19 protein-coding genes and 3 pseudogenes are annotated in these 26,636 nt (G+C 61.6%); 8 read left to right on the top strand and 14 right to left on the bottom strand.

The genetic code is table 11. The features are described from left to right. A partial coding sequence (locus tag HT737_RS19575; RefSeq protein ID WP_308809996.1) for an EamA family transporter occupies nucleotides 1-1,017 on the bottom strand: 1,017 nt, incomplete at its 3' end. A gap of 205 nt (nucleotides 1,018-1,222) precedes the next feature. Between HT737_RS19575 and HT737_RS19570 the strand changes: the two genes are divergently transcribed. The 4 genes from HT737_RS19570 to HT737_RS19555 all read left to right on the top strand — a co-directional run bounded on the left by HT737_RS19570 (nucleotide 1,223) and on the right by HT737_RS19555 (nucleotide 5,954). Further along, complete coding sequence (locus HT737_RS19570) at nucleotides 1,223-2,146, top strand: PliI family lysozyme inhibitor of I-type lysozyme (protein ID WP_182403764.1); 924 nt, start codon at nucleotides 1,223-1,225, stop codon at nucleotides 2,144-2,146. An 84-nt stretch (nucleotides 2,147-2,230) separates the two neighbouring features. After that, on the top strand, nucleotides 2,231-3,637 hold the full coding sequence (locus HT737_RS19565) for a DUF2252 domain-containing protein (RefSeq protein ID WP_182403762.1): 1,407 nt from the start codon (nucleotides 2,231-2,233) through the stop codon (nucleotides 3,635-3,637). Nucleotides 3,638-3,857: 220 nt separating this feature from the next. Then, entirely contained in the window at nucleotides 3,858-4,445 is a 588-nt protein-coding gene (gene rimJ, locus HT737_RS19560) for a ribosomal protein S5-alanine N-acetyltransferase (protein ID WP_182403760.1), read from the top strand. A gap of 30 nt (nucleotides 4,446-4,475) precedes the next feature. Then, nucleotides 4,476-5,954: a glycosyltransferase family 39 protein gene (locus HT737_RS19555; protein ID WP_182403758.1), complete on the top strand. Its 1,479-nt coding sequence runs from the start codon at nucleotides 4,476-4,478 to the stop codon at nucleotides 5,952-5,954. A gap of 77 nt (nucleotides 5,955-6,031) precedes the next feature. Here the strand turns inward: HT737_RS19555 and HT737_RS19550 are convergent, their stop codons facing one another. Further along, nucleotides 6,032-6,703, bottom strand: a complete 672-nt coding sequence (locus HT737_RS19550) for a histidine phosphatase family protein (RefSeq protein ID WP_095667591.1) — start codon at nucleotides 6,701-6,703, stop codon at nucleotides 6,032-6,034. Nucleotides 6,704-6,958: 255 nt separating this feature from the next. Between HT737_RS19550 and HT737_RS32810 the strand changes: the two are divergent. Beyond that, nucleotides 6,959-7,972 (top strand): annotated as a pseudogene (locus tag HT737_RS32810) (methyl-accepting chemotaxis protein); the annotation flags it as partial. A 42-nt stretch (nucleotides 7,973-8,014) separates the two neighbouring features. Then, nucleotides 8,015-8,878, top strand: coding sequence for a methyl-accepting chemotaxis protein (locus HT737_RS32805; protein WP_371260362.1), 864 nt, complete (start codon nucleotides 8,015-8,017; stop codon nucleotides 8,876-8,878). A gap of 158 nt (nucleotides 8,879-9,036) precedes the next feature. Here the strand turns inward: HT737_RS32805 and HT737_RS19540 are convergent, their stop codons facing one another. From HT737_RS19540 to HT737_RS19505, 8 genes and pseudogenes are all read right to left on the bottom strand, one after another. Further along, on the bottom strand, nucleotides 9,037-9,456 hold the full coding sequence (locus HT737_RS19540) for a type II toxin-antitoxin system VapC family toxin (protein ID WP_182403754.1): 420 nt from the start codon (nucleotides 9,454-9,456) through the stop codon (nucleotides 9,037-9,039). After that, on the bottom strand, nucleotides 9,453-9,698 hold the full coding sequence (locus tag HT737_RS19535) for a plasmid stabilization protein (protein ID WP_121183615.1): 246 nt from the start codon (nucleotides 9,696-9,698) through the stop codon (nucleotides 9,453-9,455). Before HT737_RS19535 ends, HT737_RS19540 begins: the two co-directional genes overlap by 4 nt. A gap of 403 nt (nucleotides 9,699-10,101) precedes the next feature. Continuing rightward, nucleotides 10,102-11,475, bottom strand: coding sequence for a DUF1329 domain-containing protein (locus tag HT737_RS19530; protein ID WP_182403752.1), 1,374 nt, complete (start codon nucleotides 11,473-11,475; stop codon nucleotides 10,102-10,104). Nucleotides 11,476-11,623: 148 nt separating this feature from the next. Beyond that, nucleotides 11,624-13,582 (bottom strand): DUF1302 domain-containing protein, encoded by a 1,959-nt coding sequence (locus HT737_RS19525; protein WP_182403749.1) that lies wholly within the window; start codon nucleotides 13,580-13,582, stop codon nucleotides 11,624-11,626. A 44-nt stretch (nucleotides 13,583-13,626) separates the two neighbouring features. Continuing rightward, entirely contained in the window at nucleotides 13,627-14,916 is a 1,290-nt protein-coding gene (locus tag HT737_RS19520) for a phospholipase (protein ID WP_182403746.1), read from the bottom strand. A gap of 240 nt (nucleotides 14,917-15,156) precedes the next feature. After that, on the bottom strand, nucleotides 15,157-16,725 hold the full coding sequence (locus tag HT737_RS19515) for an FGGY-family carbohydrate kinase (protein ID WP_182403744.1): 1,569 nt from the start codon (nucleotides 16,723-16,725) through the stop codon (nucleotides 15,157-15,159). Nucleotides 16,726-16,745: 20 nt separating this feature from the next. Further along, a pseudogene (locus tag HT737_RS19510) lies at nucleotides 16,746-18,340 on the bottom strand (glycerol-3-phosphate dehydrogenase/oxidase). Nucleotides 18,341-18,345: 5 nt separating this feature from the next. Further along, nucleotides 18,346-19,941 (bottom strand): FAD-binding oxidoreductase, encoded by a 1,596-nt coding sequence (locus HT737_RS19505; RefSeq protein ID WP_182403742.1) that lies wholly within the window; start codon nucleotides 19,939-19,941, stop codon nucleotides 18,346-18,348. Between the two features lie 211 nt (nucleotides 19,942-20,152). Between HT737_RS19505 and HT737_RS19500 the strand changes: the two are divergent. Together HT737_RS19500 and HT737_RS19495 are read left to right on the top strand one after the other, a co-directional pair. Further along, nucleotides 20,153-21,170: pseudogene (locus tag HT737_RS19500) on the top strand (AraC family transcriptional regulator ligand-binding domain-containing protein). A gap of 517 nt (nucleotides 21,171-21,687) precedes the next feature. After that, entirely contained in the window at nucleotides 21,688-22,053 is a 366-nt protein-coding gene (locus HT737_RS19495) for a DUF6124 family protein (protein ID WP_182403740.1), read from the top strand. A gap of 60 nt (nucleotides 22,054-22,113) precedes the next feature. On the opposite strand, the gene HT737_RS19490 is transcribed toward HT737_RS19495, so the two are convergent. The 4 genes from HT737_RS19490 to HT737_RS19475 form a co-directional block, all read right to left on the bottom strand. Then, nucleotides 22,114-22,482 (bottom strand): glyoxalase superfamily protein, encoded by a 369-nt coding sequence (locus HT737_RS19490; RefSeq protein WP_047291121.1) that lies wholly within the window; start codon nucleotides 22,480-22,482, stop codon nucleotides 22,114-22,116. A 150-nt stretch (nucleotides 22,483-22,632) separates the two neighbouring features. Next, nucleotides 22,633-24,090, bottom strand: coding sequence for an amidohydrolase family protein (locus HT737_RS19485; RefSeq protein ID WP_182403738.1), 1,458 nt, complete (start codon nucleotides 24,088-24,090; stop codon nucleotides 22,633-22,635). A gap of 1 nt (nucleotide 24,091) precedes the next feature. Continuing rightward, entirely contained in the window at nucleotides 24,092-24,952 is an 861-nt protein-coding gene (locus HT737_RS19480; RefSeq protein WP_047291119.1) for a MurR/RpiR family transcriptional regulator, read from the bottom strand. Nucleotides 24,953-24,967: 15 nt separating this feature from the next. Next, on the bottom strand, nucleotides 24,968-26,317 hold the full coding sequence (locus HT737_RS19475; RefSeq protein WP_047291229.1) for a GntP family permease: 1,350 nt from the start codon (nucleotides 26,315-26,317) through the stop codon (nucleotides 24,968-24,970). Nucleotides 26,318-26,636: the final 319 nt, after the last annotated feature.

The raw sequence follows: 26,636 nt of genomic DNA, 5'->3' as shown, positions 1-26,636 counted from the left end.
TCCGGAAAAATGCACATGACTATGCCGCATCGGCGTATGCACATGCGGATGGCTATGCGGCTCCGTCCCATCCCACTCAAACCCATGCGCATGTTGATGATGCTCATCGTGTATATGCCGATGATCATGCTCAAGCCGTTCGTGCTGATGTTCATGAACATGGTTTTCCATCAGATGAATCCATACCCCCACGGCCATTAACGCTGCTGCGAGCAGGAACATCAGCGATATCGATTCGCCCAGCAGCAGAATCGAGATGCCTGCGCCGAGGAACGGTGCGGTGGAAAAGTAGGCGCCGGTGCGTGCGCTGCCGAGGCCGCGCAGGGCGAGGACGAACATGACCAGGCTGACGCCGTAGCCGAGAAAGCCGACCAGCATGATCGGCACCAGCGAGGTGGCGGCGGGCAGTTGGCTGCCGATGAACAGGGCCAGTGTGCAGTTGACCAGACCGGCCACGAGGCCTTTGCTGCCGGCGATGAACAGTGCGTCCGAGGCCGAGACTTTACGGGTCATGTTGTTGTCGATGGCCCAGCAAAAGCAGGCGAAAGCCACGGCCAGCGGCCCGGTCCAGTCTTGCGCCGAGACGGCCTCTTGTGGCCAGGACAGCACGATGCCACCGGCGACGATGGCGAGCATGCCGATCACGATTCGTCGGTCGGCGTTTTCCTTGAACACCACCCACGCCAGTAGCGCCGTGAGCACGGATTCCAGGTTGAGCATCAGTGACGCGCTCGCGCCGGACGTTCGGGTCAAACCGAACATCAGCGCCACTGGCGCCAACACGCCGCCGAAGCCGATGGCGCCGAGCAACCATAGCCATTCACCAGTGCCGAGCCCGGAAGGTTTCCAGCCACGATCGCGGGCAAAACGCAGGACGGTCAAGCCCAGACCACTGCCGAGATAGAGCAACCCGGCCAGCAGAATCGGCGACATCTGTACCCCCAACAGTTTGGCGAGGGGCGTACTGGCGCCAAACAGCGCTGCCGCAATCAATGCGTAGAGAACGCTCATATTCATGCCGGGATCACTCGCTGGGGCCGATGGAATAGCAGCAAGCATCATGGCAAAACTCAGGTGAGAATTATGTGAACAGCTGATTCGTGTCAGGGAACACGGCCTCGGGTACGTGCTCAAATCCAGCAACATTTAATCCGCGCAATCTCTGGGCGGTCGCTCGATGCAGCTTCTATGCTGCGAACATCGAGATGCAATGGAGTTGAAGATGAAGAGCTGGATCGTCGTAGCGCTGGCCGCGCTGATTTCCTTGTCCGTCCATGCGGCCGACGCTCCCACTGTGCGCGTCGAACCGATAGCGTTCACAACCGCTGCCGACAGCGTCCAGCGCAAACAGTCGATCACGGGTGACCAGACGGCGGAGTACCGGTTCAACGCCAGGGCCGGCCAGATGCTGACCGTCGACTTCAAGCCCTCCAACACCTCCGCTTACTTCAACATCGCTGCCAAGGGGGCCGATTACGCGCTGTTCAACGGCTCGATCATGGGCAATCACTTCCTCGGCACATTGCCCAGCGATGGCGAGTACACGGTTCAGGTCTACCTCATGCGCAACGCCGCACGACGTAATGAAATGGCCAACTACGAGCTGGCGCTGAGGCTGGTCAATGGCGATGCCATCAGCCGTCAGCCACCATTCGATCAGACGCTGGAATTGCAGGGCATTGCCTTTCACGTCAGCACTGAACACGTCGATGGCAAACCCACTTTGCACATCGCTCCCAAGGGGTTGGAGATCGACAATACGGTCATCATTCAGGCCCTCAGCGGTGAGGTGGTACGCGCCGAAGTCGCCGATCTCAATAACGACGGTTCCCCTGAACTCTATGTGTTCACCCGCTCGCCCGGACGCGGCATGCCGGGCGAACTGATCGCCTATTCGGCCAACAACAAGAAATCCCTGAGCGAAATCTACTTGCCTCCGGTCAGCGACAACCCGAAAACCGCCGAAGGTTATCAGGGCGAGGACTCGTTTGCCGTGGTGGAAAACAGGCTGGTGCAACGCTTCCCGGTGTATGACAGCACCGACGCGGGTGCGGGTCGTACGGGGAAGATGCGTCAGGTTCAGTACACGTTGGTGGCGGGTGAAGCCGGGTGGATTTTACGCGAGGACAAGGTCACGGAATTCTGAAATGACCGGGTTAGTTACGGCCGGCGGATAAACCCCTGAACCACTTCTACACTCACACCGCCCCCACTGCCACGACCAGCCCCCATGACCACCCTCCAAGACCGCATGAAGCAAGGCAAGGACGCCCGCAAGCAATGCTCGCGCAGCGCCCACGCCACCACCGGAAAAATGAGCCGCGATCCGATTCCGCTGATCAAAGCGTCGAGTCAGGGCCGCGTCGCTTCGCTGGTGGAGTTGCGTTACGGACGCATGCTGGTGTCGCCCTTCACCTTCTTCCGTGGCAACGCGCTGCTGCAGGCCCATGATCTGTCGAGCACCCAGAACATGGGGCTGGTCGGGCCGATCTGTGGGGATGCACACTTGATGAACTTCGGCGGGTTCGCCACGCCGGAGCGCAATCTGTTGTTTAGCGTCAATGATTTCGACGAGGCGCATCCCGGGCCCTGGGAATGGGATGTGAAGCGGCTGGCGGCGAGTTTTGTGGTGGCGGCGCGGGATTTGCGCCATGGCGAGTCGGTTGAGGAAGAGGTGTGTCGGCAGATGGTCGGTGCCTATCAGGCGACAATGCTGGAGTGTGCCGAACAGAGTGCGCTGGAAACCTGGTACGAATCGATCAAGTACGAAGACTTGCTCGATCAGGCACGCAAGAGTGCGCTGGAGCATGTGCAGCGTGCCGTCGATAAAGCCGAACGGCGCACCCATGCCGAGTTGCTGCCGAAAATCAGTGAGCGCGACGCCAACGGGCGACTGGTCATTCGTGACGACCTGCCGGAAATTTTCCACCTGCACAAGAACACCACGCTGCTCGACGCCGACGATGATTGGTTGCGGCTGGCAGACTGGCGACCGTTGTTCGATACGTTCATGCGTGACTATCGCACCACGCTGCAGGCTGACCGGCGGGAATTGCTTTCGCGGTTTCACGTGCAGGATCTGGCGTTCAAAGTGGTGGGTGTCGGCAGTGTGGGCACCCGATGTCTGGTGGCGCTGCTGACCGACGATCAGGAATTTCCGTTGTTTCTGCAGTTCAAGGAGGCGCGGCGCTCGGTGCTCGCCGACTATGTGAAGGCCAAGTCCCGCACGCGTCATGAAGGCCAACGGGTGGTCGAGGGGCAGCGCCTGATGCAGTCGGCCAGCGATCTGTTTCTCGGCTGGACCACCGGCCCCCACGGTCGGCATTTTTATGTGCGGCAATTGCGCGACATGAAGATCTCCGCCGAACTGGAAAACTTCGACGCCGAAACCTTCGCCGCCTATGCCCGGGTCTGCGGTCGCGCGCTGGCGCGCGCCCACGCCAAAGCCTCGGGCAATGCGGCGGTCATCAGCGGCTATATCGGCAAGGGCGATGCCTTGGCCGACGCCCTGTTCAAATACGCCCGCAGTTACACCGCGCAGAACGAACGCGACTTCGAACGTTTTCAGCAGGCCTGCCGCAAGGGTCGGCTGCGGGCACGTTCGGAAGCGGATTTTGCAGCGGATCACTTGCCTTGACACGCTGCAGAGCGCTCGCTATCGAGATGAATTTTTCTTCACTGCCCCCGTTCGATCAACACGGTACAGTCCGCTCGCTCATTCAAGAAACTACGGTTCGCCCGCGCTCTCCCGCGGGCTTTTTTTTGCCTGGCGTTTGCTGCGGAAACGATCCGCGCGGTTTGTTTTTTCCCGCCCCATGATCAATCCTGTCCCTCGACCCTGCCATCCGGAGCGCCCGATGCCGCTGCTGACCTTGCCCTGCCAACGCCTGACGCTCGCGATCCTCGCCCCGGAACAGGCCGAGCTGGAAAGTGACTTCTACGCACGCAACCAGCGCCACCTCGCCCCTTGGTCGCCGATTCGCACCACCGAGTACTTTTCCAGCGAGCAGATTCGCCGACGCCTTGAAGTTCAGGCCAGTGCCTACGAGGCCGGGCTGGCGATGCATTTCGCCCTGCTGACGCCGGACGGCCAGCAAATGATCGGCGCATGCAACTTCAGCGGGATCATTCGCGGTGCGTTTCAGGCCTGTTATCTGGGTTATCACATTGACTACGCGCATCAGGGTCAGGGCCTGATGCAGGAAGGCCTGGAGGCGGGCATCGGCTACATGTTCGACACGCAGAACCTGCACCGGATCATGGCCAACTACATACCCGGCAACGAGCGCAGTGCGCGCTTGCTGGAGCGTTTGGGTTTCGAGCGCGAGGGCTACGCCAAGGCCTACCTGAACATCGCCGGGCGCTGGCAGGACCATGTGCTGACGGCGCTGGTCAATCCGGTGTTCGAGGCGCCGGAAAAGCGTTGGTCACGACAACTGGCGTGAGTTTCACAATTTGTTAAGCATTGGCGAAGTATGCTCAAGGCTCCTGCCCTTTCCGGTTGCCTGAAATCCATGCCGCGTGCCGCCACTTCGCTGTTTCTACTCGCCGCCCTGCTGTTTTTTTTCGCTTTGGGTAACCACCAGCTGCAAGGCTCCACCGAGGCCCGGGTCGCCGGGATCGCCATGGAGATGCACCTGGACGATGACTGGGTGACGCCGCGCCTGTTCGGCGAACCGTTTCTGGAAAAACCACCGCTGAGCCTGTGGCTGGACGCCGGCGCCATGCGCGTGTTTGGCGTTTCGCCGTGGGCGGTGCGGCTGGCGTCGGCGGTGGCCGGGTTGCTCAGTGTCATGCTGCTGTACGGCATGCTGCGCCGCTTCGGACGGCCGAAAGCGCTGGCCTGGACGGCGGGGATTCTGCTGGCGACCATGGCCAGCTACTGGAGCAACGTGCGTGGGGTCGGCGAGGATGCGCTGCTGGCGCTCGGCGTGACCACGGCGTTGCTGGCGTTCTTTCAGGCGCAACGCGCACCGAACGCGGCTAACTCGCTGCTGTTTATCGTCGGGATCGCCATCGCCACGCTGAGCAAGGGCGTGCTGGGACTGGCGATGCCCGGCGTGGTGATTTTCGCCTACCTGCTGGCGGATAACCTGATCGACAGACGCCTGAAGATCGGCGCGTGGCTGCGACCCGGCCTGCTCACGGCGGTGGGCCTGATTCCGCTGCTGATCTGGCTCGTCGTGCTTTACCAGCGCGGTGGCTCACACGCCGTCGCTGAAGTGCTGCTGACCAATAGCGTCGGTCGCTTCAGCGGCTCGTTCGTCGAGGCCGGGCATTACGAGCCGTTCTATTACTATCTGGCCAAACTGCCGGAAGCGTTCCTGCCGTGGAACATTCTGGTGTATCTGGGCCTGTGGCATTTCCGCAAGGAGCTGAAGGCCAACCGTTACTTGCTGTTTTTCAGCCTGTGGATCGTGGCGCAGTTCATCATGCTGACCCTGGCCTCAAGCAAGCGCACGGTGTACCTGATGTCGATGACCCCGGCCGCAGCGGTGATTGCCGCCGAGTATGCGCGCGTGCTCTTCGAGCGCTTGCAGGCGCGTGAAAACGCAGACCGCTTTATCGGAAAAGTCGCCCGTCATCGTCAGGCAATTGCTGCCGGTTTGCTCACGGTGGTGATCGCCAGCTACCTCGGCGCGGCCCAGTGGGCCTTGCCCAACGCTGATAAAGAACTGTCGTTCCTGCCGCTGACTGACCATATTCAGAGCCTGCAAGCCAACGGTCAGCAGGTCGCGCTGTTCCAGGCCAATGAGCGGGTCGGCGGCGCCAGCGTGTTCTACACCCAACGTGTGCTCAAGGGCCTGGACACCGACGCGCAACTGCATGACTTCCTCAGTGCCTCGCCCTCGAACGTCGCGGTGATCTCGGCGGACAGCGAACCCGTCGCACCACTCAAAGTGCTGAAGACCATGATGGTCGGGCGCCAGGCGTACTACTTCGTCGGCTACTGACGCCCTTTGCGCCAGCCAATAAAAAACCCGCCGTCACTGGCGGGTTTTGTTTGGGCCGACGCTTTGCCCTCCTCAGTTCATCGAGTGCTCACTGAATGCCAGTCGGAGGCTTCGATGAAGCCAAGCACGCGCGGGGCCGCTTTGTTCGCAGCGGAAACAAACAGCGAGGAGCCATAGCCCGGGTCCGAAACCGGCGAATTCAGATCCTTTTCCAGCTCCGCCATGCACTCACTGTGGGTCACCAGAATCAGATTGCGTCCTGGGAGCTTGTGCGCCAGCGCTTCCTGCAGGATGTGGCCCTTGCAACTGATCAGCCAGTCTTCGCCGGTGGCCGCGCGATTGAACATGTAACCGGCGGTCTGCACAGTGCGCAGCATCGGGCTGTTGTAGATATCGGCATTATTCAGGCCCAAATGCTCGAACTGTGCGCCGACACCGACCGCGACACTGCGCGAGCGGTCGGTGATGCCGTCGTCACCACTCAGGCACGGCGCCGGCGAGTGATCGCAGCGCTCGACGTGACGCACCAGCACAATCATCTCGCCCTTGGCCCACCCGGCCGCCAGCGCGCGGGCGCCGGACACATTGCCGTGGGCCAGGTCAGGCACCGCCGCCGGGGCGAGCAGCCACAGGGTCAGCGGAATCACCAATAACAAGGCGCCGAGCACGACCCAGGTATTGCGATAGCGGGCCAATCCGCTCAGGGAAATCGAGCGTTTGACGCCGAACAGACTCAGTCTCAATTCCACATCGGGCCGCCTCGTCGGCATCCATCACAGTCAATACGATGCGGCGAGGGTAGAGAAGCGGGCGTAAGAGGCGGGTGAAACGCATGTGAAAAAAGTCTTGAAACGCCCTTGTTACAAATTCCGTCGGACAAAATCCTTTCAGCTCTTGTGTTTGCGGCCGATACAGACCTGCTAACCCCCTTGCTGGCTCAAAAAAACAACAATCTTCCAGCCTGACCGACGATCAAGTAGCTCTACGTTCCTGGAGGAATTGTGATGAATAGCTGGTTCGGCAACATCAGCGTGAACATGAAATTGGGTCTGGGCTTCGGCCTGGTCCTGGCCCTGACCTGCGTACTGGCCCTGACTGGCTGGACCAGCCTCGGCGGTCTGATCGACCGCAGCAACTGGATGAGCGACATCACCCAGCTCAATGCCGGCCTGACCAAGCTGCGCGTGGTGCGCCTGCAATACATGCTGACCAACGGCGACGAAACCGCCGCGCAGAATGTGCAAACCACCCTCGAAAGCTTTGCCGCGCAACAACAGGCGCTGATCAACAAGTTCAAGAGCCCGGAAAACGTCAAACTGCTGAAAGAGCAGGCCGCGACCATCGCCGAATACCAGACTTCGCTGAACAAGATGCGCAACGCCTACCGCACCGGCAACAGCGCCCGCGACGTGATGGGCAGCAACGCCGACACCGCTTACAACCTGATCGAAGCGATCAGCAAGCGCGTGCAGCAAATGGACATGAGCGAGCAGCGCTTCGAGCAGTTCCAGGCCATCACCCAGGCCAAGGAAGCGTTCATCCTCGCGCGCTATGAAGTGCGCGGCTACACCGCCACCACCAACGCCGAAACCGAGCAGAAAGCCGTCGGTCAACTGGACGCGGCGATTGCCAGCCTCAAGCAACTGAACGTGCATTTCGCCGCGACCCAGCAAGACGCTCTGCGTCAGCTGGAAACCGCCCTGACCAACTACCGCAGCGCGTTGCAGGCCTACAAGAACGCCAACAGCGAAGCGGTGCAGGCGCGTAAGGAGATGACCGATCAAGGTGCGGCCATCGTCACCACCAGCGAGCAGCTGTACCAGATCCAGCTCGACCGTCGCGACATCGAAAGCGCCCAGGCCCGTACGCTCCAGCTGATCAGCACCCTGCTGGCGCTGCTGGTCGGCGTGATTGCTGCGGTGATCATCACCCGTCAGATCACCCGTCCGCTGCAAGACACCCTGGCCGTGGTCGAGCGCATTGCCAGCGGCGACCTGACCCAGAACGTCACCGTCACCCGCCGCGACGAACTCGGCGTGCTGCAACAAGGCATCGCGCGTATGGGCGTGACCCTGCGCGACCTGATCAGCGGGATCCGCGACGGCGTCACCCAGATCGCCAGCGCCGCCGAAGAACTTTCGGCCGTGACCGAGCAGACCAGCGCCGGCGTGAACAGCCAGAAGGTCGAGACCGATCAGGTGGCCACCGCCATGCACGAAATGACCGCCACCGTGCAGGAAGTCGCGCGCAACGCCGAAGAAGCCTCGCAAGCCGCTGCCGCCGCTGACGGCGAAGCCCGTGAAGGCGACAAGGTGGTGAATGAAGCCATCGCCCAGATCGAGCGTCTGGCCAGCGAAGTGGTGCGTTCCACCGAAGCCATGAGCGTGCTGCAACAGGAAAGCGACAAGATCGGCAGCGTCATGGACGTGATCAAGGCCGTGGCCGAGCAGACCAACCTGCTCGCGCTCAACGCAGCCATTGAAGCCGCGCGAGCCGGTGAAGCCGGCCGTGGGTTTGCCGTGGTCGCCGACGAAGTCCGTGGCCTCGCACAACGCACGCAGAAATCCACCGAAGAAATCGAAGGTCTGGTCGCCGGTCTGCAGAACGGCACCCAGCAAGTGGCTGCCGTGATGAACAACAGCCGCGCCCTGACCGACAGCAGCGTGGCCCTGACCCGCAAGGCTGGCGACTCCCTGGAAAACATCACCCGCACGGTGTCGAACATCCAGTCGATGAACCAGCAGATCGCCGCCGCGGCCGAGCAGCAAAGCGCCGTGGCCGAAGAAATCAGCCGCAGCATCATCAACGTGCGCGACGTGTCGGAACAGACCGCCGCGGCCAGCGATGAAACCGCAGCGTCCAGCGTTGAACTGGCACGCCTGGGTGGCCAGCTGCAGCAGATGGTCAGCCACTTCCGCGTCTGATCTTCAGTCAGCGCCAAAGGGTAAATCGAATCGCGGGCAAGCCCGCTCCCACAGGAAACGAGTCGAACACAGCATGTGTGAACGACCGAAAAACCTGTGGGAGCGGGCTTGCCCGCGATGGCGCCAGTCCAGTCAGCCCATACTCACTGCCCCAACGCTCACACCTCCCACGGATTCATCACTTCTACTCCCGAGAACTGAAAGTCCTTCACGTTACGGGTGGCGATTGCCGCACCATGAGCCCGGCAGATTGCGGCTATCTGCGCATCTGCCATCGACACCGCCCACCCCTTTGCTTCGCAATCTGCGACGAGTGACGCGTACTCGACAGCGGCATGCGCATCGAACGGCAAAATGCGTCCAGCGAAGTCTTCCTCGAACATAGCCATCGCATGAGCTTGAAGATTCTGTTTGCGTTTGCCTGAGGGAAGTCGGGCGATGCCGTGGAGTATCTCAGCCACCGTTATCGCACTGATGGCCAGATCCATGGCGGGCTGCGCATCAACCCAGGCCAGCACTCTGGCTTCAGGTTCGATACGCATGAACTCTGGAAGCACGTTGGTATCGAGCACTATCATTCAGAAAAATCCACCCCGGTGGCTTTCTCTGAGCGCTCCGGCAATTCAAGATCAACTCCGCCGTTTGCACTGAATCTGCTGCGTATCCGGCTTCCAAGTCCGCCGGCGCGATCAACTGTTGCCAAGGCTCGACCGAGAATCAGGCGGGCCTCTTCTTCCATGGAGTGTCCGTTGTGTGCAGCGGTGATACGCAACTGTTCCTTGAGCTTCTCGTCAAGGTTTCGAATGGTGATGCTGGCCATGACGCCTCCTGCAATCAATGAAATCATTGATTGCAGGCTAGCACATCCGTTCTGGCTCACACCGGGCAATCTTCCGAACGGCCATTCTCATTGCAGCAGATGGTCAGCCATATCCGCGTCTGACCTTCAGTCAGCGCCAAAGCGTAAATCCAATCGCGGGCAAGCCCGCTCCCACAGGAAACGAGTCGAACACAAAATATGTGAACGACCGAAAAACCTGTGGGAGCGGGCTTGCCCGCGATGGCGTCCGACCAGTCAACCCAATGTCAAAGACAACCCGCCTTGTGTAGGAGCTGCCGCAGGCTGCGATCTGTTGATCTTGGTTTTTTACAATCAAAGTCAAAAGATCGCAGCCTGCGGCAGCTCCTACAGGAATTGCGTTCGATCTGCAGTCCGGTACCCCTTAGCGCGTGCCGCGTTGGCGCAACGCCGACGGCATGAAATACGCGTCTTCCGGCACTGGTTGCGAGAAGTCGACGGTGGAGGCTTCTTCGTTGTCGAGGTTCTGCACGTAGTAACGGCGGGCCTGCAGGTCATGGAACACGTCCAGTGCGCTCCAGGTGGTCGGCAGGTCGTAGAAGTTTTTCAGGTAGGCCATCGACACCCGCCACAATTCCCCGCGCCCATCGTATTGATCGACCAGCGCCGCGCCCCAGCTGTCCTCGTCGAGGAACAGCACGCGTTTGGAATAGACATGTCGCGCGCCCGGTTTCAGGTTGCCTTCGACCACCCACACACGGTGCAGCTCATAGCGGGTGAATTGCGGATTGAGGTGGCCCGGGGTCAGCAGTTGCGCGTACTTCACGTCGGGGCTGCCGACCTTGTAGTTGTTGTAGGGGATGTAGATCTCCTGCTTGCCCTTGAGCTTCCAGTCGTAGCGGTCCGGCGCGCCGTTGAACAGGTCAGTGTCGTCGGCGGTGCGCAGGCCATCGGACGAGGCGATCGGCGTGTCATACGCCAGGTTCGGCGCACGGCGCACGCGGCGTTGGCCGGCGTCGTAGACCCAGGCCTGGCGCGGGTCCTTGAGCTGATCGAGCATCTCGTGGACCAGCGCCGCGCCCCCGGCCAGCCGCGCCGGGCTTTTCACAAAAGCGAGGTAGTAAAACAGGATATTTTTCAGGTCGGCGTACTGCCCGCCCGGACGATAAAAATTGAACAGCGCTTCTTGCTGTGAGGTGACCAGGGCAAAGCTGCCGTTGCGCTGCACCGGGGCTTCGGACGCACGACGCACCACGTAGATCCCGCGATAACGGGTGATGTGGTTCCACAGCACTTCGACGCCATCCTTAGGCACCGGGAACGGCACACCGCCGTAGGCATCGGCGAATCCGCTGCCGCCCTCCAGCAGCTTGGCTGAGGTCGCATTCTTCAAGGTGTTGTCATACAGCCATTGCGGCGCCGAACCGGAGCGGCGCGATGGATAGACCGGCATCTGGAACGTGTCGGGATAACTGTTGAACAACGCAATCTGACCGGGACTGAGGTGGGCCTTGTACTGGTCCAGATTGGCCTTGGTGATGGTGAACAGTGGCTTGTCCGCCGCATACGGATCCGGATGATGTTGGCCCGGTTTATAGCCGGCTGGCGCCTGGGTGATGCCGCCGGTCCAGGCTGGAATGGTGCCGGCAGCGTTGCCGGCACGCTCGGCGCCCATGGGCGTGAGGGTGGTTTTCAGTTGTTCGGCTTGTTGTGGGGTGATGGCGGCCAATGTGCTGCTCGCGGCGAGACCCAGCACGAGCGCTAGCGTTGTCTTCGTCAATCTTAAAATATGAAACATGTTCTTCTCCAGAATGCATACCCTGTGGGAGCTGGCTTGCCAGCGATAGCGGTGGATCAGCCACCATTGATGTCGAATGTGCTGCCGTCATCGCGGGCAAGCCCGCTCCCACAGGGGGATGAGTTGTCCCGGGATCTGCGTCTGAAACTCATAAGAAATACTTGAGGTTGAACCCGACGTTGTCGCGGTCGCGAATCCCGTTGTTCTGTCCGCCGCCCCAGAAGTTGGTGTATTGCACCTCGGCTTCGAGCTTGTTCTGGTAGTTGGCCTTGATCCCCACTGTGTAAGCCTTGCGCCCGTCGATGGTGTTGCCGGCCTGATAGCTGTTGCCCTTGAAGTCATCCTTGTAGACGACGTACGGCGAGACGTTGACCCCGGCGTACACATCGTTCCAGGTGCCGTTGAACATCACCGTGTAGCTGTAGGAGTTGCGATTGACCTGATCATCTCGATCACCGCCGGACACATAAGAGGTGTTGCCGGTACCGGCGTAATAGCGCGTGCTGCCGTCGTAGGCGGTGTATTGCAGGCTGCTGCCGCGCAAGTGTTCGGAGGCCAGTTCGAAGATGCCGAACATCGAGTCGAACGACAGCGTCGGGCCGAAGTTGTAGATGCTGCCCAGCGAGGTGTTGAACGCTTCCACGCGCTCGGCGTTGTTGATCTCGCTGTCGAGGGTGACCATCTGCCCGCCGACGTTGACCGGCTTGCCGGTCACCGCCACCGCGGCACCGTTGGCCAGGTCGCCGATCAAGTCGTTAGTCGCGGCAATCCCGATCGGCAGGTTCGGTCGATAGGCGATCTCGCCGAACACCGAAGCCTGGCCCAAAGTGGTGTTGAAGCTGAAACCGTACATGCGGATGTCTTCGGCATAACGCCGATGCGCCTGAATGTTGCCCATCACATCGGCCGTCGCCAGACCGTTGGCCAGCGCCCCGGCCTGACTGCCGGCGACCGTGGAGAGCATGTTGGTCAGGGCATTCATGTCGATGCCCTTGTAGCCACCCAAATCTGCGGCGATGGTCGGCTCCTTGGCGTGGTAGTTGACCAGGTACAGGCCGAACTCGGTGCTGTTGAGCGCCTCGGCGATGTAGCGGAAGGCGACGCCGAACTGACCGTCGTTGCGTGCGTTGTAGTCCTTGCCGATCGACGCCACTTTCAGCGTATTGCCGTAGGCCGGTGTCACGCCGTTGGCGTACAGGCCGGTGCTTTTCAGCGCCGGGCCGAGCAACGGGTTGTTGCCCAGTGCGCTGTACAGCCCGATGACGTTGCCGAACCCCGGCACCGGGGTATCAAGCGCGGTGCCGCTGAAGTTGTTGTAACCGGTGTTGCCGCCATCGGCGAACAGGTCGGTCTGTGAGTAGAACGTGCCCACCGGGTCGATGCGGGTTTCCTTCCAGTTGGTCTGGTAGAAGCTCTCCAGGGTCAACGAATCGGTCAGGCCGATGTTGAAGCTCACGGCCTCCACCGGCATCAGCACCTCCTTGACCTCGGCGCCGGGCAAGCGGTACTTGGCGGCGTCCACCGGGTTGGTGGTGTTGACGCCGCCGCGATAGAAAATCCCCTCGCCCCAGTTGAACACCTGACGCCCGACCCGCGCGGTCACCGGCATCTGCGCCACGTCCCAGTTGCCGTAGACATAGGCGTCAAGCATCTCGATCCGGCTGCCGGCGATGTCGCGGGTCTGGCTGGTGAAGCGGTCGTCCTGCGGATAGCTCTGGCTCGGCTGCGCCGGGTTGTTGTTGCGGTAATAATCGTTGCGCTTGTCCATCAACTGGGTGTCGTAGAACGCCGTGCCGCGCAGGAACATCCCGTAGTTCTGGTAGTTGGTCTCCAGCTCTGAAGTGATCTTGTACACCTCGGAAACCAGCCCGGTATCGAAGTTGCGATTGCCGTCGTTGGTGTTGACGTCGTCGTTGTTCTTGTCGCGGCCCTGCACCCGCCACAAACGGCCATAGGACAGGGTCGTGTCGATCGATCCGGTGACTTGATTGTCCAGCACGCTGAACTCGGCAGCCTGCAGCGCATCCACCGCACAGAGTTGCAGCAGCCCCGCCAGGCCGACACCGGGCAGTGCCACGCCGGTGAAGCGCAATCGAGTGTTGATCATGGGTTCCTCCTTGTTCTTATTTTTTTTTTGCGTGGCCGCGATGGCTACGGTGCCAGCCCCGCACGGACATAAATCCGGCTGTGCGCGCCGAAATGGCCGAGCAGTTTGAACAGCTGCTGATTGAGTGCCGGATGCTCGAAGGTCTCGCGCTGTAGTTGATTGCCGCTACTGAAATCGCTGGTCACCGGCGCCGTATCCAGCCATTGGCCGATGGCTTCATCGAACGCCGCCGAGTCCTCGACCGACTCGGCGCTGACCACTTCGCGCAAGTAGTCCACCGAGTACGGCGGATACTGTTGGTCCTGAGCGACATCGGCGTAGGCCGCGAGCATCGGATGCGCCTGACCGGCGCGCAGCACGCGGCGCAACCAGGTCGATTGATACTTCTCGACTTCCATATGGCGGGTGGCGACCCGTTCGATGGAGGCTGTTTTATCGTCGGCAAAACCGGCCAGCGCCTTGCCCTCAAGGAGCAACAAACTCGGCAGGTCGACCCCGGGCAACGGCTTGGCGTGATACGGCTGGGTCAGGTCCTGCACGTGGTGCACGCCCCAACCGAGGAAGCGGTAACCCCAGTAAGAATGACCAGTGGCGAACGCCAGACGCGCCAGCCCCAGGTACTGATAGGCGCGCCAGTCCGGCCAACTGCGCTGAAGAAAGCCGGCAGCGGCATACACCACCGCGCTTTCATGGAAGAAACCCATGTGGAACGGCGCCTGCGAGCTGTACTGGAAACGATCATCACCAAACGGCTGCGGGCCGAAGCCGTACCGCGCGCCGACCTCGCCCGGGTTGTCGCTGAACAGGTTGATGTCGTGACCGTAATCCGGCTCGTCGGCGGCGCTTGCCAGCACGGCCAGCGGCGCGACGTTCTCGCCATCCGCCACGCGAATGAAGCGCTGACGATTCCACGGTGACAGCGTCTGCTCGACCATCACCTGATCGGCGCTGAGATGTTCGCGCTCGGGCAGGTCTTGACCCGGCAACGGCTGAATGACCATCGCCAGATGAATGCGCGGATTGAGTCGCAACGCGGTGAGAAAATCGTGGCGCAGATGGTCACTCGGTACGGCGGGCAGCTTTAGATTGTCGGGGCGCGGCGGGTACTGGGTGAAGTGTTCACGGGCGAAGCGTTCCTGTTGCTCCAGCAGCGCGACCACTGCCGGATATTGCTCGGCGAGAAAACGCTCCAGCGGCTCGACCTCGACCGCTGGCGCATCGCGCAGCGTCGGCAGTGCCTGCAACGCCAGATAGCTGCCCACCGTGTGGTTCGACCAGCCCCACGCCGTCGGGGCCGTGGCACAAAGCAGCAACAGGAGAAAGGTCAGCTTCATTGCTTTTAATTCTTGTTGGAGGTGCTGTGGGGGTTGAGCCTAACAACCACCTCCGGCGCTGACACTGTCCGATCTCACCAGAAAAAGTCTCCGATAGCGCCACACAAGAGGATCCGGTTCCACCGCATAACCTTGTGGGAGCGAGCTTGCTCGCGAAAGCGGTGGGTCAGACAAGACAATAGTGACTGACACTCCGCATTCGCGAGCAAGCTCGCTCCCACAGGGGACGGTGGTGGTTAGCTAAGCGGGGTAACCGGTGATTTTACGGATGCTCTGATACAGCGGCTTGAGCTGGCGATACATGCGCAGGTACACCTCTTTGTACAACCGTTCGTAAACCTGCTGCGCCTCGGGTTGCGGGGTGAATACCGTCCCGACGCGGGTCATCGCGGCGATCGCCGTGGGGAAATCCGCATACAAGCCCAACCCCACCGCACAACAGATCGCCGCGCCCAGCCCCGACGCTTCATACACATGCGGGCGCTCCGCCGGCAGACCAAAAATATTCGCCGTCAGCTGCATCGCCGCATCACTCTGTGAACCGCCACCGGCCACCCGCAGACGCTTGACCGACACCTTCGAGCGCTTCTCGATGTTCTCCAGTCCCTGGCGCAACGCATACGCCAGCCCTTCCAGAATCGCCCGGTAAATGTGCGCGCGGGTGTGCACGTCGCCGAAGCCGATCATCGCGCCTTTGGCTTCGACGCCCGGCTCACGAATCCCCGGCGACCAGTACGGTTGCAGCATCAGCCCCATCGATCCCGGCGGCACCGCGTTGACCAGCGCATCAAACAGTTGCTCGGGTTCGATGCCCTGTTCTTGCGCCTGCTGCATTTCGCGCAGACCGAACTCGTTCTTGAACCAGCTGACCATCCAGTAACCGCGATAAATCATCACCTCGCAGTTGTACTGATCGGGCACCGCCGAGGGGTACGGCGGAATCAGCGGGACGATTTCCAGATAGCGTGAGCGGGTGCTGGTGATGGTCGCGGTGGTGCCGTAGGACAGGCACACGGTGCTCGCATCGACCACGCCTGAACCGACCACTTCGCAAGCCTTGTCAGCGCCGGCAGCAATCAGCGGCAAGCCCTCGGGAATTCCGGTGTGCCGGCTGGCCTCGCCGGTGATGTAGCCAAGGGTTTCGCCGGGTTTGTGCAAGGTCGGCAATTGCTCCGGACGCACCGCGAGCGCCTGCCATTTCCAGTCGCTGGGCGCGGCCCATTTCAGGCGTTTGAAATCGAACGGCAGGTAGCCGACGCAGCACCCGACAGAGTCGACAAAGCGCCCACACAGGCGATGGGTGAGAAAGCCCGAGAGCAGCAAAAACTTGTCGGTCGCCGCCCAGATTTCAGGCTGGTGTCTGGCGATCCAGTTGGCCTCGGCCTGCGCGCGAAAGTAATCCACGGTGGCCTGTGCGCCGACCAGTTTGAACAGCCAGCCCCACGGTCCCTTGATCCCGCCCTCGACGTCGCTCTGGCGCTGATCGAGCCACAGAATTGCCGGACGCAGCGGCTTGCCCTCGGCATCGACGTTGATCACCGTGCCGCGCTGGGTGGTCAGCGACACCCCGGCAATTTGCGAGCGATCAATCCCGGTTTGCGCCCACAGCTGCTGGCAGGCCTCGCCGAGTTTCGCCCAGTAATATTGCGGGTCCTGCTCGGCCCAGCCCGGTTGCGTCGAGTAGTACGCCTGCAATTCGACCTTGCCTTTACCGAGCAGATTGCCCTGCAAATCGAAGAGCAATGCGCGCACGCTCTGGGTGCCGTTGTCGATCGCCAGCAGGTAGCGCTTGTTCGAGTGGTTATCCATGGCGCTCTCTTCAAGGGGCCTCAAGGCGTGGCATCCGGCACGCCGTGGTGACGTTGCCACAACGCCCGGTATCGCTGCAGTTCTTGCTGCCAGCGTGCATCGTCCCAGCCCAGTCTTGGCTGCAGAGTTGGCGGATGGCAGCGAAATGTTCTTCGCCACCGCGCGCCAGCAACAAGCCCAGCCGGGTACGACGCAACAACAGATCATCGAGGTGCAGCACCATTTCCGCTTCACAGGCGAAGGCCAGCTCTGCCCACAAGGTGTCAGTGTTGCCGACCGTTTCGTGGCCCAACCCGGCGATCAGTTGCGCCAGTCGCGGCAGATCACGGCCGTGCCTGCCGGCCAGGCGTCGCCACTGCTGCGGGCTGAGTCCGGGAATGGTCAGTGACGGTACGGCTGCGAATACCGGCGCGCCGTCATCTTCGAAATTGCGGCCAAGCATGTCGGCACAGGCCTTGAGTACTTCGATGGCTTGCGGGCGAAACGTTGTCAGTTTGCCACCGGCCAACGTGACACAACCCGGCTCCTGCCACAGCATATGTTCACGGGTTTCATTCGACGGCTTGCCTTGCTGTGCACCCGCCGCGCTGCCCACCACCGGACGCACGCCGGACCAGGTCGACAACACATCGCTCGCCGTCACTTCGGCACCTGGAAATTGTTGCGTGCAAGCCGCCAGCAGGTAGTCGAGTTCTTCAGCGCTGATGCTCGCGCTCTGATCCAGACTTTCGCGATGATCGAGGTCGGTGGTGCCAACCACCGTCGCCCCTTCCCAAGGAAAAACGAACACCGGCCGACGGTCACGCGCATGCAAAAAAGTGAAGGCCTGCGCCACCGGCAAACGCCAGCCCGGCAGCAGCAGATGACTGCCGCGCAATGGCCGCAGTTGTCGCGGAGCCTCGGGCAAACGCAGGCGCTCCGCCCACGCCCCGGTCGCCACCGCCAGCACGCCGCAACGCAATTGCCGCGACCCGCCCGCTTCACAGTCCTCGATCTGCACCCCACACACCCGGCCGTCTTCGCGCAGCAAATGTTCGACGCGCACCCCGTTGAGCACCACTGCGCCATCGGCCCGCGCTTCACTCAACACGCGCATCACCAGCCGTGCATCATCGGTCAGCGCATCGACAAAACAGGTACCGCCGAGCAGGTGATTTTCCTTCACCCCCGGCGCGAGAAAACGCAGTTGCTGCACGTCGTGAAAATGATGACTGCGTCGCCCGGCCAACGCGTCGTACACCGACAACAAACCACCGAGCACACGCGGCCCGGGAAAGCCGCCGCGATAGTGCGGCATCAGGAAACTCATCGGCTCCACCAGCCCCGGCGCTTCGTCGAGCAGGCGCTGGCGCTCGCGCACCGAATCGCGGGTCAGGCGCCACTGGCCCTTGGCGATGTAACGCAAACCGCCGTGAACCATTTTCGACGATCGGCTGGAGGTGCCCCAGGCGAAATCCCGTTGTTCCAGCAGCAGACAACGCCAACCGCGCCGCGCCGCTTCGCGCAGAATGCCGGCACCGCTGATGCCGCCGCCGATGACTATCAGATCCCAGTTTGCGTCGGCCAATGTCGGCAGGGTTTGCTGGCGCCACGCGGCGTTCCAGTTCGGGTGCATGATCGTCACTCCTGCATCAGCGTGCCGGGGTTGAGGCGCCCGGCCGGATCGAAGTGCTTGCTCAGCGCCTGCAAGGTCTCCATCGCCAGCGCGCCTTTTTCGCGCGGCAGATACGGCGCGTGATCCTTGCCGACCCCATGCTGGTGGCTGATGGTGCCGTGGTTGTCGACGATGGTCTGACTGGCCGCCTGTTTGAGTGCCTGCCAGCGCGCCAGCGTCGCCGGATAATCCGCCGCCGGGCGAAACACGTAAGTGGTGTAGATGCTCGAGCCTTCGCCGTAAACGTGGGACAGATGGGTGAACACATGCACCCGCTCGCCCTGCGCTGCCAAGGCATCGCGCAGGCTGTTTTCGATCAGGTTGAGCAGAGTGTCGACGTTGCTCCAGTCTGTGGCCGTTTCCAGGGTGTCGACCACGTAACCGGCGTTCCACAGGTTCTCGCGCAGGTAAGGGAAACGGAAGCGGTTCTGCGCCCACTTTTTGCCAAGCAACGTACCGGTGAAGACGCCGCCGAAGGCTTTCAGATGCTGGCGCGCCTGGCTCAGCGACAGCGCGTTTTGCCGACGATTGCCGGTCACGCCGAAGGTCAGCAGGCACTTGCCTTCACCGGCGCCGCGCAGGTTCAGGTACTTTTCCAGCCAGGCGATCTGCTGCGGATGCCCGGCCAGCGCCAGTTGGGTTTCGGTCTCCACCGCGTTCGACAGGCGCAGCATCGACAACGGCACTCGTGCCTGGGCCAATTGGCGGATCGCTTGCAGCGCCTCGCTCCAACTGGGCAGGAACACCCCGTAAAAACGCTCATCGGCGGGCAGCGGACTGACCCGCACTTTGACCTCGGAAATGATCCCGAAACGGCCCTCGCAACCGAGCACCACTTCGCGCAGATCAGGCCCCGCCGCCGAGGCTGGGAACGTCGGAATGTCCAAGGGCCCGGCGAAAGTTTCCAGGGTGCCGCCAGCGAACAACTGCTCGATACGCCCGTAGCGCAAAGACTGCTGACCACTGGAGCGACTGGCCACCCAACCGCCCAGTGTCGACAACTCCCACGACTGCGGAAAATGCCCCAGCGTGTAACCGCGAGCGCGCAACTGACTTTCCACCTGCGGGCCACTGGCGCCGGGGCCGAACGTCGCCAATTGGCTGGCCTCGTCGAGGTCGATCAGGCGATTCATCCGCGCCAGCGACACCGTCACCACCGGCCGCGTCGAATCCGGAGGATTGATGTGCCCGGCCACCGAGGTGCCACCGCCGTAGGGAATCAGGCACAAGTCCTGTTCGTGGGCGAGCGCCAGCAATTGGCGGATCTGCCCGGCGGTTTCCGGAAACGCCACCGCGTCCGGATAATTGCCCAGCGCCCCTTCGCGCAGCGCCAGCCAGTCCGGCAAACTCTGGCCCCGAGCGTGCAGCAGACGATCATGGGCATCAACGCTGTACAAGGCGTGCGCCGCCAACCGTGAGACCGGCACCCGCGCCAATGCTGCCTCCAGCGTGGCATCGGGCAGCGCGCGCCCGGCCCCCAACCGTTCATGGAGAAAACTCGCGCCCTGGGCCGGCAGTTCGACCACCGTGGTTGCCTCTCCCCAGCCGTTCCAGCGTCGCATGCGTGTGTCCTTCTTATGCAGTCTGATCAGTGATATTGCAGGCCTCCATACTAGTCAGCGGCCAAAAAGTGTCACGGTCGCATCCGGCCAGTTCGAGTAGCCAATTGAGTCAAACGTCGCGCAAGTGCCAGCCATTTACTTTAGTCGGGGTTTCAAATTACCTTTCAGGCATTCATTCGCTCACGCAGGCCTTGATCAAGGGATTCGGATCATGCAATCGCTCGGCTTCACCTCGGTTCCGCCGCTGCTCAAATACGTGCGCCATGCCGAGCAACTGGGCATGGCCATCGAGCCGGCGTTGGCCGCTGCCGGTTTGCAGGCACAGCAACTGAGCGACAACAGCCTGCGCCTGCCGGGCGAAACCCATGAGCGCCTGCTCGATTATTTCTGCGAGCACTCGGGCGATCCGCTGTTCGGTCTCAACGCGGCCAATTTCGTCCTGCCCAACTCCTGGAGCGTGCTCGGTTACATCACCATGAACTGCGCGACCCTGGGCGATGCGATGAGCCGGATCATGCCGTTCGAAAAACTGGTGGGCGACATGGGCGTCAGCCGCGCCGAAGTGCAGGATGGCCACGTGCACCTGATCTGGATGTGCCGCTACGAGCGCCCGCGTATCCGCCGGCATCTGGTGGAAAACGTCCTCGGGTCGTGGCTGCAATACGCGCGCTGGATCGCCGACACACAGATGTCGCCCGCCGCCGTGTGGCTGGAACATCCGTGCCCGCCAGATGCTACCCAGGCGCAGTACGAAGCATTTTTTCGATTGCCCGGTGCTGTTCGAGCAGGCGTATTCGGCGCTGATCGTGCCACTGCCGTATCTGCAGTTGCCGCTGCGCCAGGCCGATGCGCAATTGCTGCGTACCCTGGAAGAGCACGCGATGGGATTAATGGCGACGCTGGAGGATGCGTCGCTGGAACAGCGGGTCAAAAGCATCCTGCGTCAACTGCTCAAGGAAGGCTTGCCGCGCAAGGAACAGGTGGCCGAGCAGCTCGCGGTGTCGGTGCGCACATTGCAACGCCAGTTGCATCAGGCGGGGACGTCGTATCAGCAGATTCTGGATGACTTGCGTCAGGAGCTGGCGGAGCATTATTTGCTCAACAGCACGTTGCCGATTCAGGACATTGCGCAGTATCTGGGGTTTACCGAGCCACGATCGTTCCATCGCACGTTCAAGAGCCGGCGCGGGATGCCGCCGGGGGAGTTTCGGCAGATGCATCGGGGGTGATGCTGCCGGCCTCTTCGCGAGCAGGCTCGCTCCCACAGTTGATTTAGGTTGTTCATCAGTCTGGTGTCCGCCGCCGACCCAATGTGGGAGCGAGCCTGCTCGCGAAGGCGTCAGTCGCCTCACCTCAATCCGACAGACAAATCCTCCGCTCCTGTAGTGCAATAAACACTTTCCAGCACGCCTGTTTAAAGACACTCAGTGTTACGGCTCACCACCCTACAAATCCTTGCGTCGCTGCCTACGGCTACGCCAGAATCCGCCGGCTTGTGCGCCCCGGAGGCCGTCGGTAACTTGAGTCCGTCACTGATTTCCAGTGATCGGGTTTAGTAGCCCGAGGTAATTCGGTTGGTCGTACATTCATCACAGGTGCTGCACACCTGAGCTTGATGGTGGCTGTACGTAGGGCGCTTCGGCGCGCCGGCTTAAGCTGAGTTCCCCGGTCTACTAACCTGCGTACAGCTGCCACCCTTTCGTTTAGTAGCAAAGGGGATGGCGCTCAATGACGGGAACACAGCCTATGTTCAAAGTTACGCCAAACCCACCGGACACCGATCCGGTCTCCCCCTACGAATCCGCCGAATCAAGGAAATTCCACGAAGCCGCCGAGCGCGCCCTCGACCACTACCTCGGCCCACCGAGGCCCGCGATCCTGGCCACCCCGTACCAGCCCAATCGTCTCTACATGGCCAATCCGGCCAGCGGCACCGAACCGTTGCTGGCCGATGCCTGCGAATCCCTCGGCTCAGCCACCGTGATGCTCAACGACTTCGCCGGGCTGCTTGAAGGCTCGCACCGCAAGACCCTGCAAGGCATCGCGCAAGTGGTGATGGTGGCGGAGATCGCCGTCAACCGAGTGCTGGATAAATTAGTGCCGACCGAATAACGAAAAAGCCCGCAGCCAGACCTTAGTGGTTTGGCCACGGGCTTTTTTGTATGGCTCGACTCAGACACTGATCGCGTTTGTAAACACCAGTCGATTACCAAACGGATCGGCAATGGTCATGTCCTGACTGCCCCACGGCATCGCCTGAATCTGTGGGTGCGAGAACTTGTAATCCTTGGCCTGCAACTGCTGCTGAAACGCCTCCAGCTCGTCGGTCTCGATGCGCAACGCCGAGCCCGGCGTCGCGTCGCCATGATGCTCGGACAGGTGCAGCACGCATTCGCCACGGGACACCTGCAGATACAAAGGGAAGTTCGCTTCGAAACGGTGCTGCCAGTCGATCGTGAAGCCGAGGAAGTCGACGTAAAACTCCAACGCCTTGGCTTCATCGAAGATCCGCAGGATCGGGGTGGTTTTGCCGAAGCTCATGGGGTGCTCCCTGACTGGTTGGCCCAAGCGTTTAGCTGGGCTGGATGTCAGCAATTCGGCTTGGCTTCGACATTCTTTAATCTCAGAGTGCCACTATGAGACACAGTTCAAAAGATCGCAGCCTTCGGCAGCGCCTACGGGGCTTGGCAATCAATGAAACCCTTCACGCAAATCCCCCTGCCGCGCCAGAAACCGCCCTTCCCGGCGACCATTCGCCTGCCCGTCGCGATAGCTCAAAACGCCATTGACCCACACCCCATCAATCCCCTGCGCTGGCTGCTGCGGATCATGGAAATCCGCCACATCGCGCACCGTCTCAGGATCGAACAACACCAGATCCGCACAATAGCCCTCACGAATCTCGCCGCGCCCTTTCAAGCCAAACCGCGCCGCCGACAGACCGGTCATCTTGTGCACGGCGGTATGCAGCGGAAACAGCCCGACATCACGACTGAAATGGCCGAGCACTCGTGGGAAAGCGCCCCACAGGCGTGGGTGCGGGAACGGGTCTTCCGGCAGGCCGTCAGAGCCGACCATCGACAGTGGATGCGCGAGGATTTTTCGTACATCCGCCTCGTCCATGCCGTAGTACACCGCGCCCGCCGGTTGCAGGCGTTTGGCGGCGTCGAGCAGTGGCACGTTCCATTCGGCAGCGATGTCGATCAGGTCGCGACCGCTGACTTCGGGGTGCGGCGTCGACCAGGTGATGGTGATGCGATGGGCATCGGTGACTTGCTTCAGATCCAGCGTCGAAGAGCTCGCCGCGTAGGGATAGCAATCGCAGCCCACATGCTGGGATTTCGCCGCTGCCTCCAGCGATGCGAGCAACTGCGGACTGCGCCCCCAGTTGCCGACACCGGCGCATTTGAGGTGGGAAATGATCACCGGGGACTGCGAGTGACGGCCGATGCTGAACGCTTCGTCCATCGCCTCCAGCACCGGCTCGAATTCACTGCGCAGATGGGTGGTGTACACCGCGCCGAACGCAGTCAGTTCTTCGGCCAGTTGCTTCACTTCATCGGTGGAAGCGTTGAAGGCGCTGGCATAGGCCAGGCCTGTGGATAAACCGAGCGCGCCAGACTCAAGGCTTTCACGCAATTGCTCACGCATGGCGGCGATTTCGTCTGGCGTGGCGGTGCGCAACAAATCGTCGAGGTGATTGCTGCGCAGCGCGGTATGACCGACCAGTGCGGCGACGTTCAGCGTGGTGTTCGCCGCTTCGACGGCGGCGCGGTAATCGCTGAAACGTGGATAGACGAATGCGGCGGCTGTGCCGAGCAGGTTCATCGGATCCGGCGGATTGCCTTGCAAACTGACTGGCGACGCGCTGATCCCGCAGTTGCCGACAATCACCGTGGTCACGCCCTGGCTGAGCTTGGGCAGCATCTCGGGCTGGCGGATGACCACGGTGTCGTCGTGGGTGTGCACGTCGATGAAACCCGGGGCGAGCACGCGGCCGGCGGCGTCGATGTCTTCCGTGGCGCGGGCATCGTGCAGGTCGCCGATGCGTTCGATGCGGCCGTTGAGAATCGCCACATCGGCGCGGTAAGCGGGCGTGTTGCTGCCATCGATGACGGTGGCGTTGCGGATCAGCGTGTCGTACTGCATGTCAGTCTCCCAGCGGCAGGTGATCGTCGCCGCCACGGTATTCGTCGAGGGCGAGTTTGATCCGCCGCAGACGCTCTTGATTGTCTTCAGGATTGGCCAGCGCCAGCTCGGTCGCAAGCACATCGATGGCCAGCAACATGCCGTAGCGCGCCGCCGTCGGTTTGTAGATGAACGAAGTTTCCGCGCCTTGCAGCGGCAGAACGATGTCGGCCAGTTCGGCCAGCGGCGAGTCGGCGCGGGTGATGGCCAGAATGCGTGCGCCGTAGTTGCGCGCCAGTTCGACGGTTTCCAACAGCTCCGGGGTGATGCCGGTCAGCGAGCAGACGATCAGCACGTGCTCGGCATTGAGGCTGGCGGCGGTGACGCGCATCATCACCGCGTCGTGGCACACCGCAATCGGGTAGCCAAGGCGCACCAGGCGTACCTGCAATTCATCGCTGCACAGGGTCGAGCAACCGCCCATGCCGAACGCATGAATCATCCGCGCCTGGCCGAGCATTTTCACCGCGTCGGCGAAGCGCGATTCGTCGAACCCAGCCAGATGCTGGCGCAGCGTGGTTTCGATATCGCCGACAATCTGCCCGTAGAACGCCGACTGTTCAGGGGTACCCGCCGGGTCGAGAAAACGGCTGCCAACGCCGCTGGCCTGGGCCAGTTGCAAGCGCAGATCGCGCAGGTCGCGGCAGCCCACCGTACGGGCAAAACGTGACAACGTGGCGGTACTGACTTCGGCCCGTTGTGCGAGATCTTCGAGGCTGGCGCTCGCGGCAAAACCGACGTCGTCGAGCATCAGCCGGGCGATGCGGCCTTCGCCGGCGCTGAAGGAATCCTGACGGGCGCGGATCTGATAAAGGATGTCCATGGCGGCGGGCTCCGGTTACAGCAGGTAAGAAAGGCCGACGGTCAAAGCGAAAGCGACCAGCGAGATCAGGGTCTCAAGCACGGTCCAGGTCTTGAACGTCTGCGCGACCGTCATGTTGAAGTATTCCTTGATCAACCAGAAGCCGCCGTCGTTGACGTGAGAAAAGATCACCGAGCCGGCGCCGGTCGCCAGCACCAGCAATTCCGGGTGTGGATAACCCAGACCAATGGCCACCGGCGCGACCACGCCGGATGCGGTGGTCATCGCCACGGTGGCCGAGCCGGTGGCCACCCGCATCAACGCCGCGAACAGCCAGCCCATGATCAGCGGCGACAGGTGAAATTCGTGGGCCAGCCCGACAATCTGATCGGTGACCCCGGCGTCCACCAGAATCCGGTTCAGACCACCGCCGGCGCCGACCAGCAAGGTGATACTGGCGGTCGGCGCCAGGCACTCGTTGGTGAATTTGAGGATTGATTCACGGTTGAAACCCTGAGCGATGCCCAACGTCCAGAAACTCAGCAAGGTCGCCAGCAACAGTGCGATCACTGAGTTGCCGATGAACAACAGGAACTGGTTGAAACCGCTGCCCGGCGTGGAGATCAGGTTGGCCCAGCCACCGATCAGCATCAGCACCACCGGCAATAGAATGGTCGCCATGGTGATGCCGAAACCCGGCAGTTTGTCGCGCGGCTCGCGGTCGAGAAATTGTTTTTCCAGCGGGTTATCCGCCGGCAGTTGAATGCGCGGCACGATGAATTTGGCGTACAGCGGCCCAGCGATGATTGCGGTGGGAATACCTATGGCAATCGCATACAGCAAGGTCTGCCCGACCGAGGCCTGATACGCCTGCACCGCGAGCATCGCCGCCGGGTGCGGCGGCACCAGTGCATGCACCACCGACAGGCCGGCAACCATCGGCAGGCCGACCATCAGAATCGATACGCCCACCCGCCGCGCCACGGTGAAGGCGATGGGTACCAGCAACACAAAACCGACCTCGAAGAACAGCGGCAAGCCGACCAGAAACGCGATGCAAACCATCGCCCAGTGCGCGTTCTTCTCGCCGAACTTCTCAATCAGGGTGCGGGCCATCTGCTCCGCGCCGCCGGACTCGGCCATCATCTTGCCGAGCATCGTCCCCAGCGCCACCACCAGCGCAATATGCCCCAGCGTCTTGCCCACCCCGGCCTCATACGCCCCCACCACGCCCGATGGCGGCATGCCCGCCACCAGCGCCAGACCGATGGAAATCAGCGTGATGACGATGAACGGATTGAGCCGGTAACGGGCGATCAGCACGATCAAGGCGATGATGGCGACGGCGGCATACATCAGCAGCCAATAGCCGAAGGAAGGCGTCATGCGGTACTCCTCGAAAGGGTCACGTTCGAATGGGTTGTGAAACTCATAAATCATTTCGAGATCGAGTTTTCAAACGCCATGAAAGTAATTTTCGTAGAGAGGTAAGGCGTGTCGCTGTTGGATATGTCTTGTCGCAATTAATGAAAATCGCGGGGTGGGATTTACATGGCTTTTCGGTGAACGAGAAACCAATGTGGGAGCGAGCTTGCTCGCGAAGGCGGCGTCACATTCAACATCTCTGCCGACTGATCCACCGCTTTCGCGAGCAGGCTCGCTCCCACAGTTGATTGCATTCCTTCAGTCAGAATCCGTTCTATTT

Source organism: Pseudomonas sp. MD195_PC81_125 (assembly GCF_014060985.1).
In the GTDB taxonomy this organism is placed as follows: Bacteria; Pseudomonadota; Gammaproteobacteria; order Pseudomonadales; family Pseudomonadaceae; genus Aquipseudomonas; species Aquipseudomonas parakoreensis.
The sequence above is the reverse complement of the archived record's forward strand: the minus strand, read 5'-3'. Positions and strand labels throughout refer to the sequence as shown.

What these genes read in the sequence shown, in the direction of transcription:
- HT737_RS19475 (WP_047291229.1), bottom strand. Translation starts at nt 26,317, where the DNA reads ATGACGCCTTCCTTCGGCTATTGGCTGCTGATGTATGCCGCCGTCGCC.
- rimJ (WP_182403760.1), top strand. Translation starts at nt 3,858, where the DNA reads ATGCCGCTGCTGACCTTGCCCTGCCAACGCCTGACGCTCGCGATCCTC.
- HT737_RS19480 (WP_047291119.1), bottom strand. Translation starts at nt 24,952, where the DNA reads ATGGACATCCTTTATCAGATCCGCGCCCGTCAGGATTCCTTCAGCGCC.
- HT737_RS19505 (WP_182403742.1), bottom strand. Translation starts at nt 19,941, where the DNA reads ATGCGACGCTGGAACGGCTGGGGAGAGGCAACCACGGTGGTCGAACTG.
- HT737_RS19490 (WP_047291121.1), bottom strand. Translation starts at nt 22,482, where the DNA reads ATGAGCTTCGGCAAAACCACCCCGATCCTGCGGATCTTCGATGAAGCC.
- HT737_RS19555 (WP_182403758.1), top strand. Translation starts at nt 4,476, where the DNA reads ATGCTCAAGGCTCCTGCCCTTTCCGGTTGCCTGAAATCCATGCCGCGT.
- HT737_RS19525 (WP_182403749.1), bottom strand. Translation starts at nt 13,582, where the DNA reads ATGATCAACACTCGATTGCGCTTCACCGGCGTGGCACTGCCCGGTGTC.
- HT737_RS19535 (WP_121183615.1), bottom strand. Translation starts at nt 9,698, where the DNA reads ATGGCCAGCATCACCATTCGAAACCTTGACGAGAAGCTCAAGGAACAG.
- HT737_RS19485 (WP_182403738.1), bottom strand. Translation starts at nt 24,090, where the DNA reads ATGCAGTACGACACGCTGATCCGCAACGCCACCGTCATCGATGGCAGC.
- HT737_RS19530 (WP_182403752.1), bottom strand. Translation starts at nt 11,475, where the DNA reads ATGTTTCATATTTTAAGATTGACGAAGACAACGCTAGCGCTCGTGCTG.
- HT737_RS19495 (WP_182403740.1), top strand. Translation starts at nt 21,688, where the DNA reads ATGTTCAAAGTTACGCCAAACCCACCGGACACCGATCCGGTCTCCCCC.
- HT737_RS19565 (WP_182403762.1), top strand. Translation starts at nt 2,231, where the DNA reads ATGACCACCCTCCAAGACCGCATGAAGCAAGGCAAGGACGCCCGCAAG.
- HT737_RS19515 (WP_182403744.1), bottom strand. Translation starts at nt 16,725, where the DNA reads ATGGATAACCACTCGAACAAGCGCTACCTGCTGGCGATCGACAACGGC.
- HT737_RS19570 (WP_182403764.1), top strand. Translation starts at nt 1,223, where the DNA reads ATGAAGAGCTGGATCGTCGTAGCGCTGGCCGCGCTGATTTCCTTGTCC.
- HT737_RS19520 (WP_182403746.1), bottom strand. Translation starts at nt 14,916, where the DNA reads ATGAAGCTGACCTTTCTCCTGTTGCTGCTTTGTGCCACGGCCCCGACG.
- HT737_RS32805 (WP_371260362.1), top strand. Translation starts at nt 8,015, where the DNA reads ATGGGCGTGACCCTGCGCGACCTGATCAGCGGGATCCGCGACGGCGTC.
- HT737_RS19540 (WP_182403754.1), bottom strand. Translation starts at nt 9,456, where the DNA reads ATGATAGTGCTCGATACCAACGTGCTTCCAGAGTTCATGCGTATCGAA.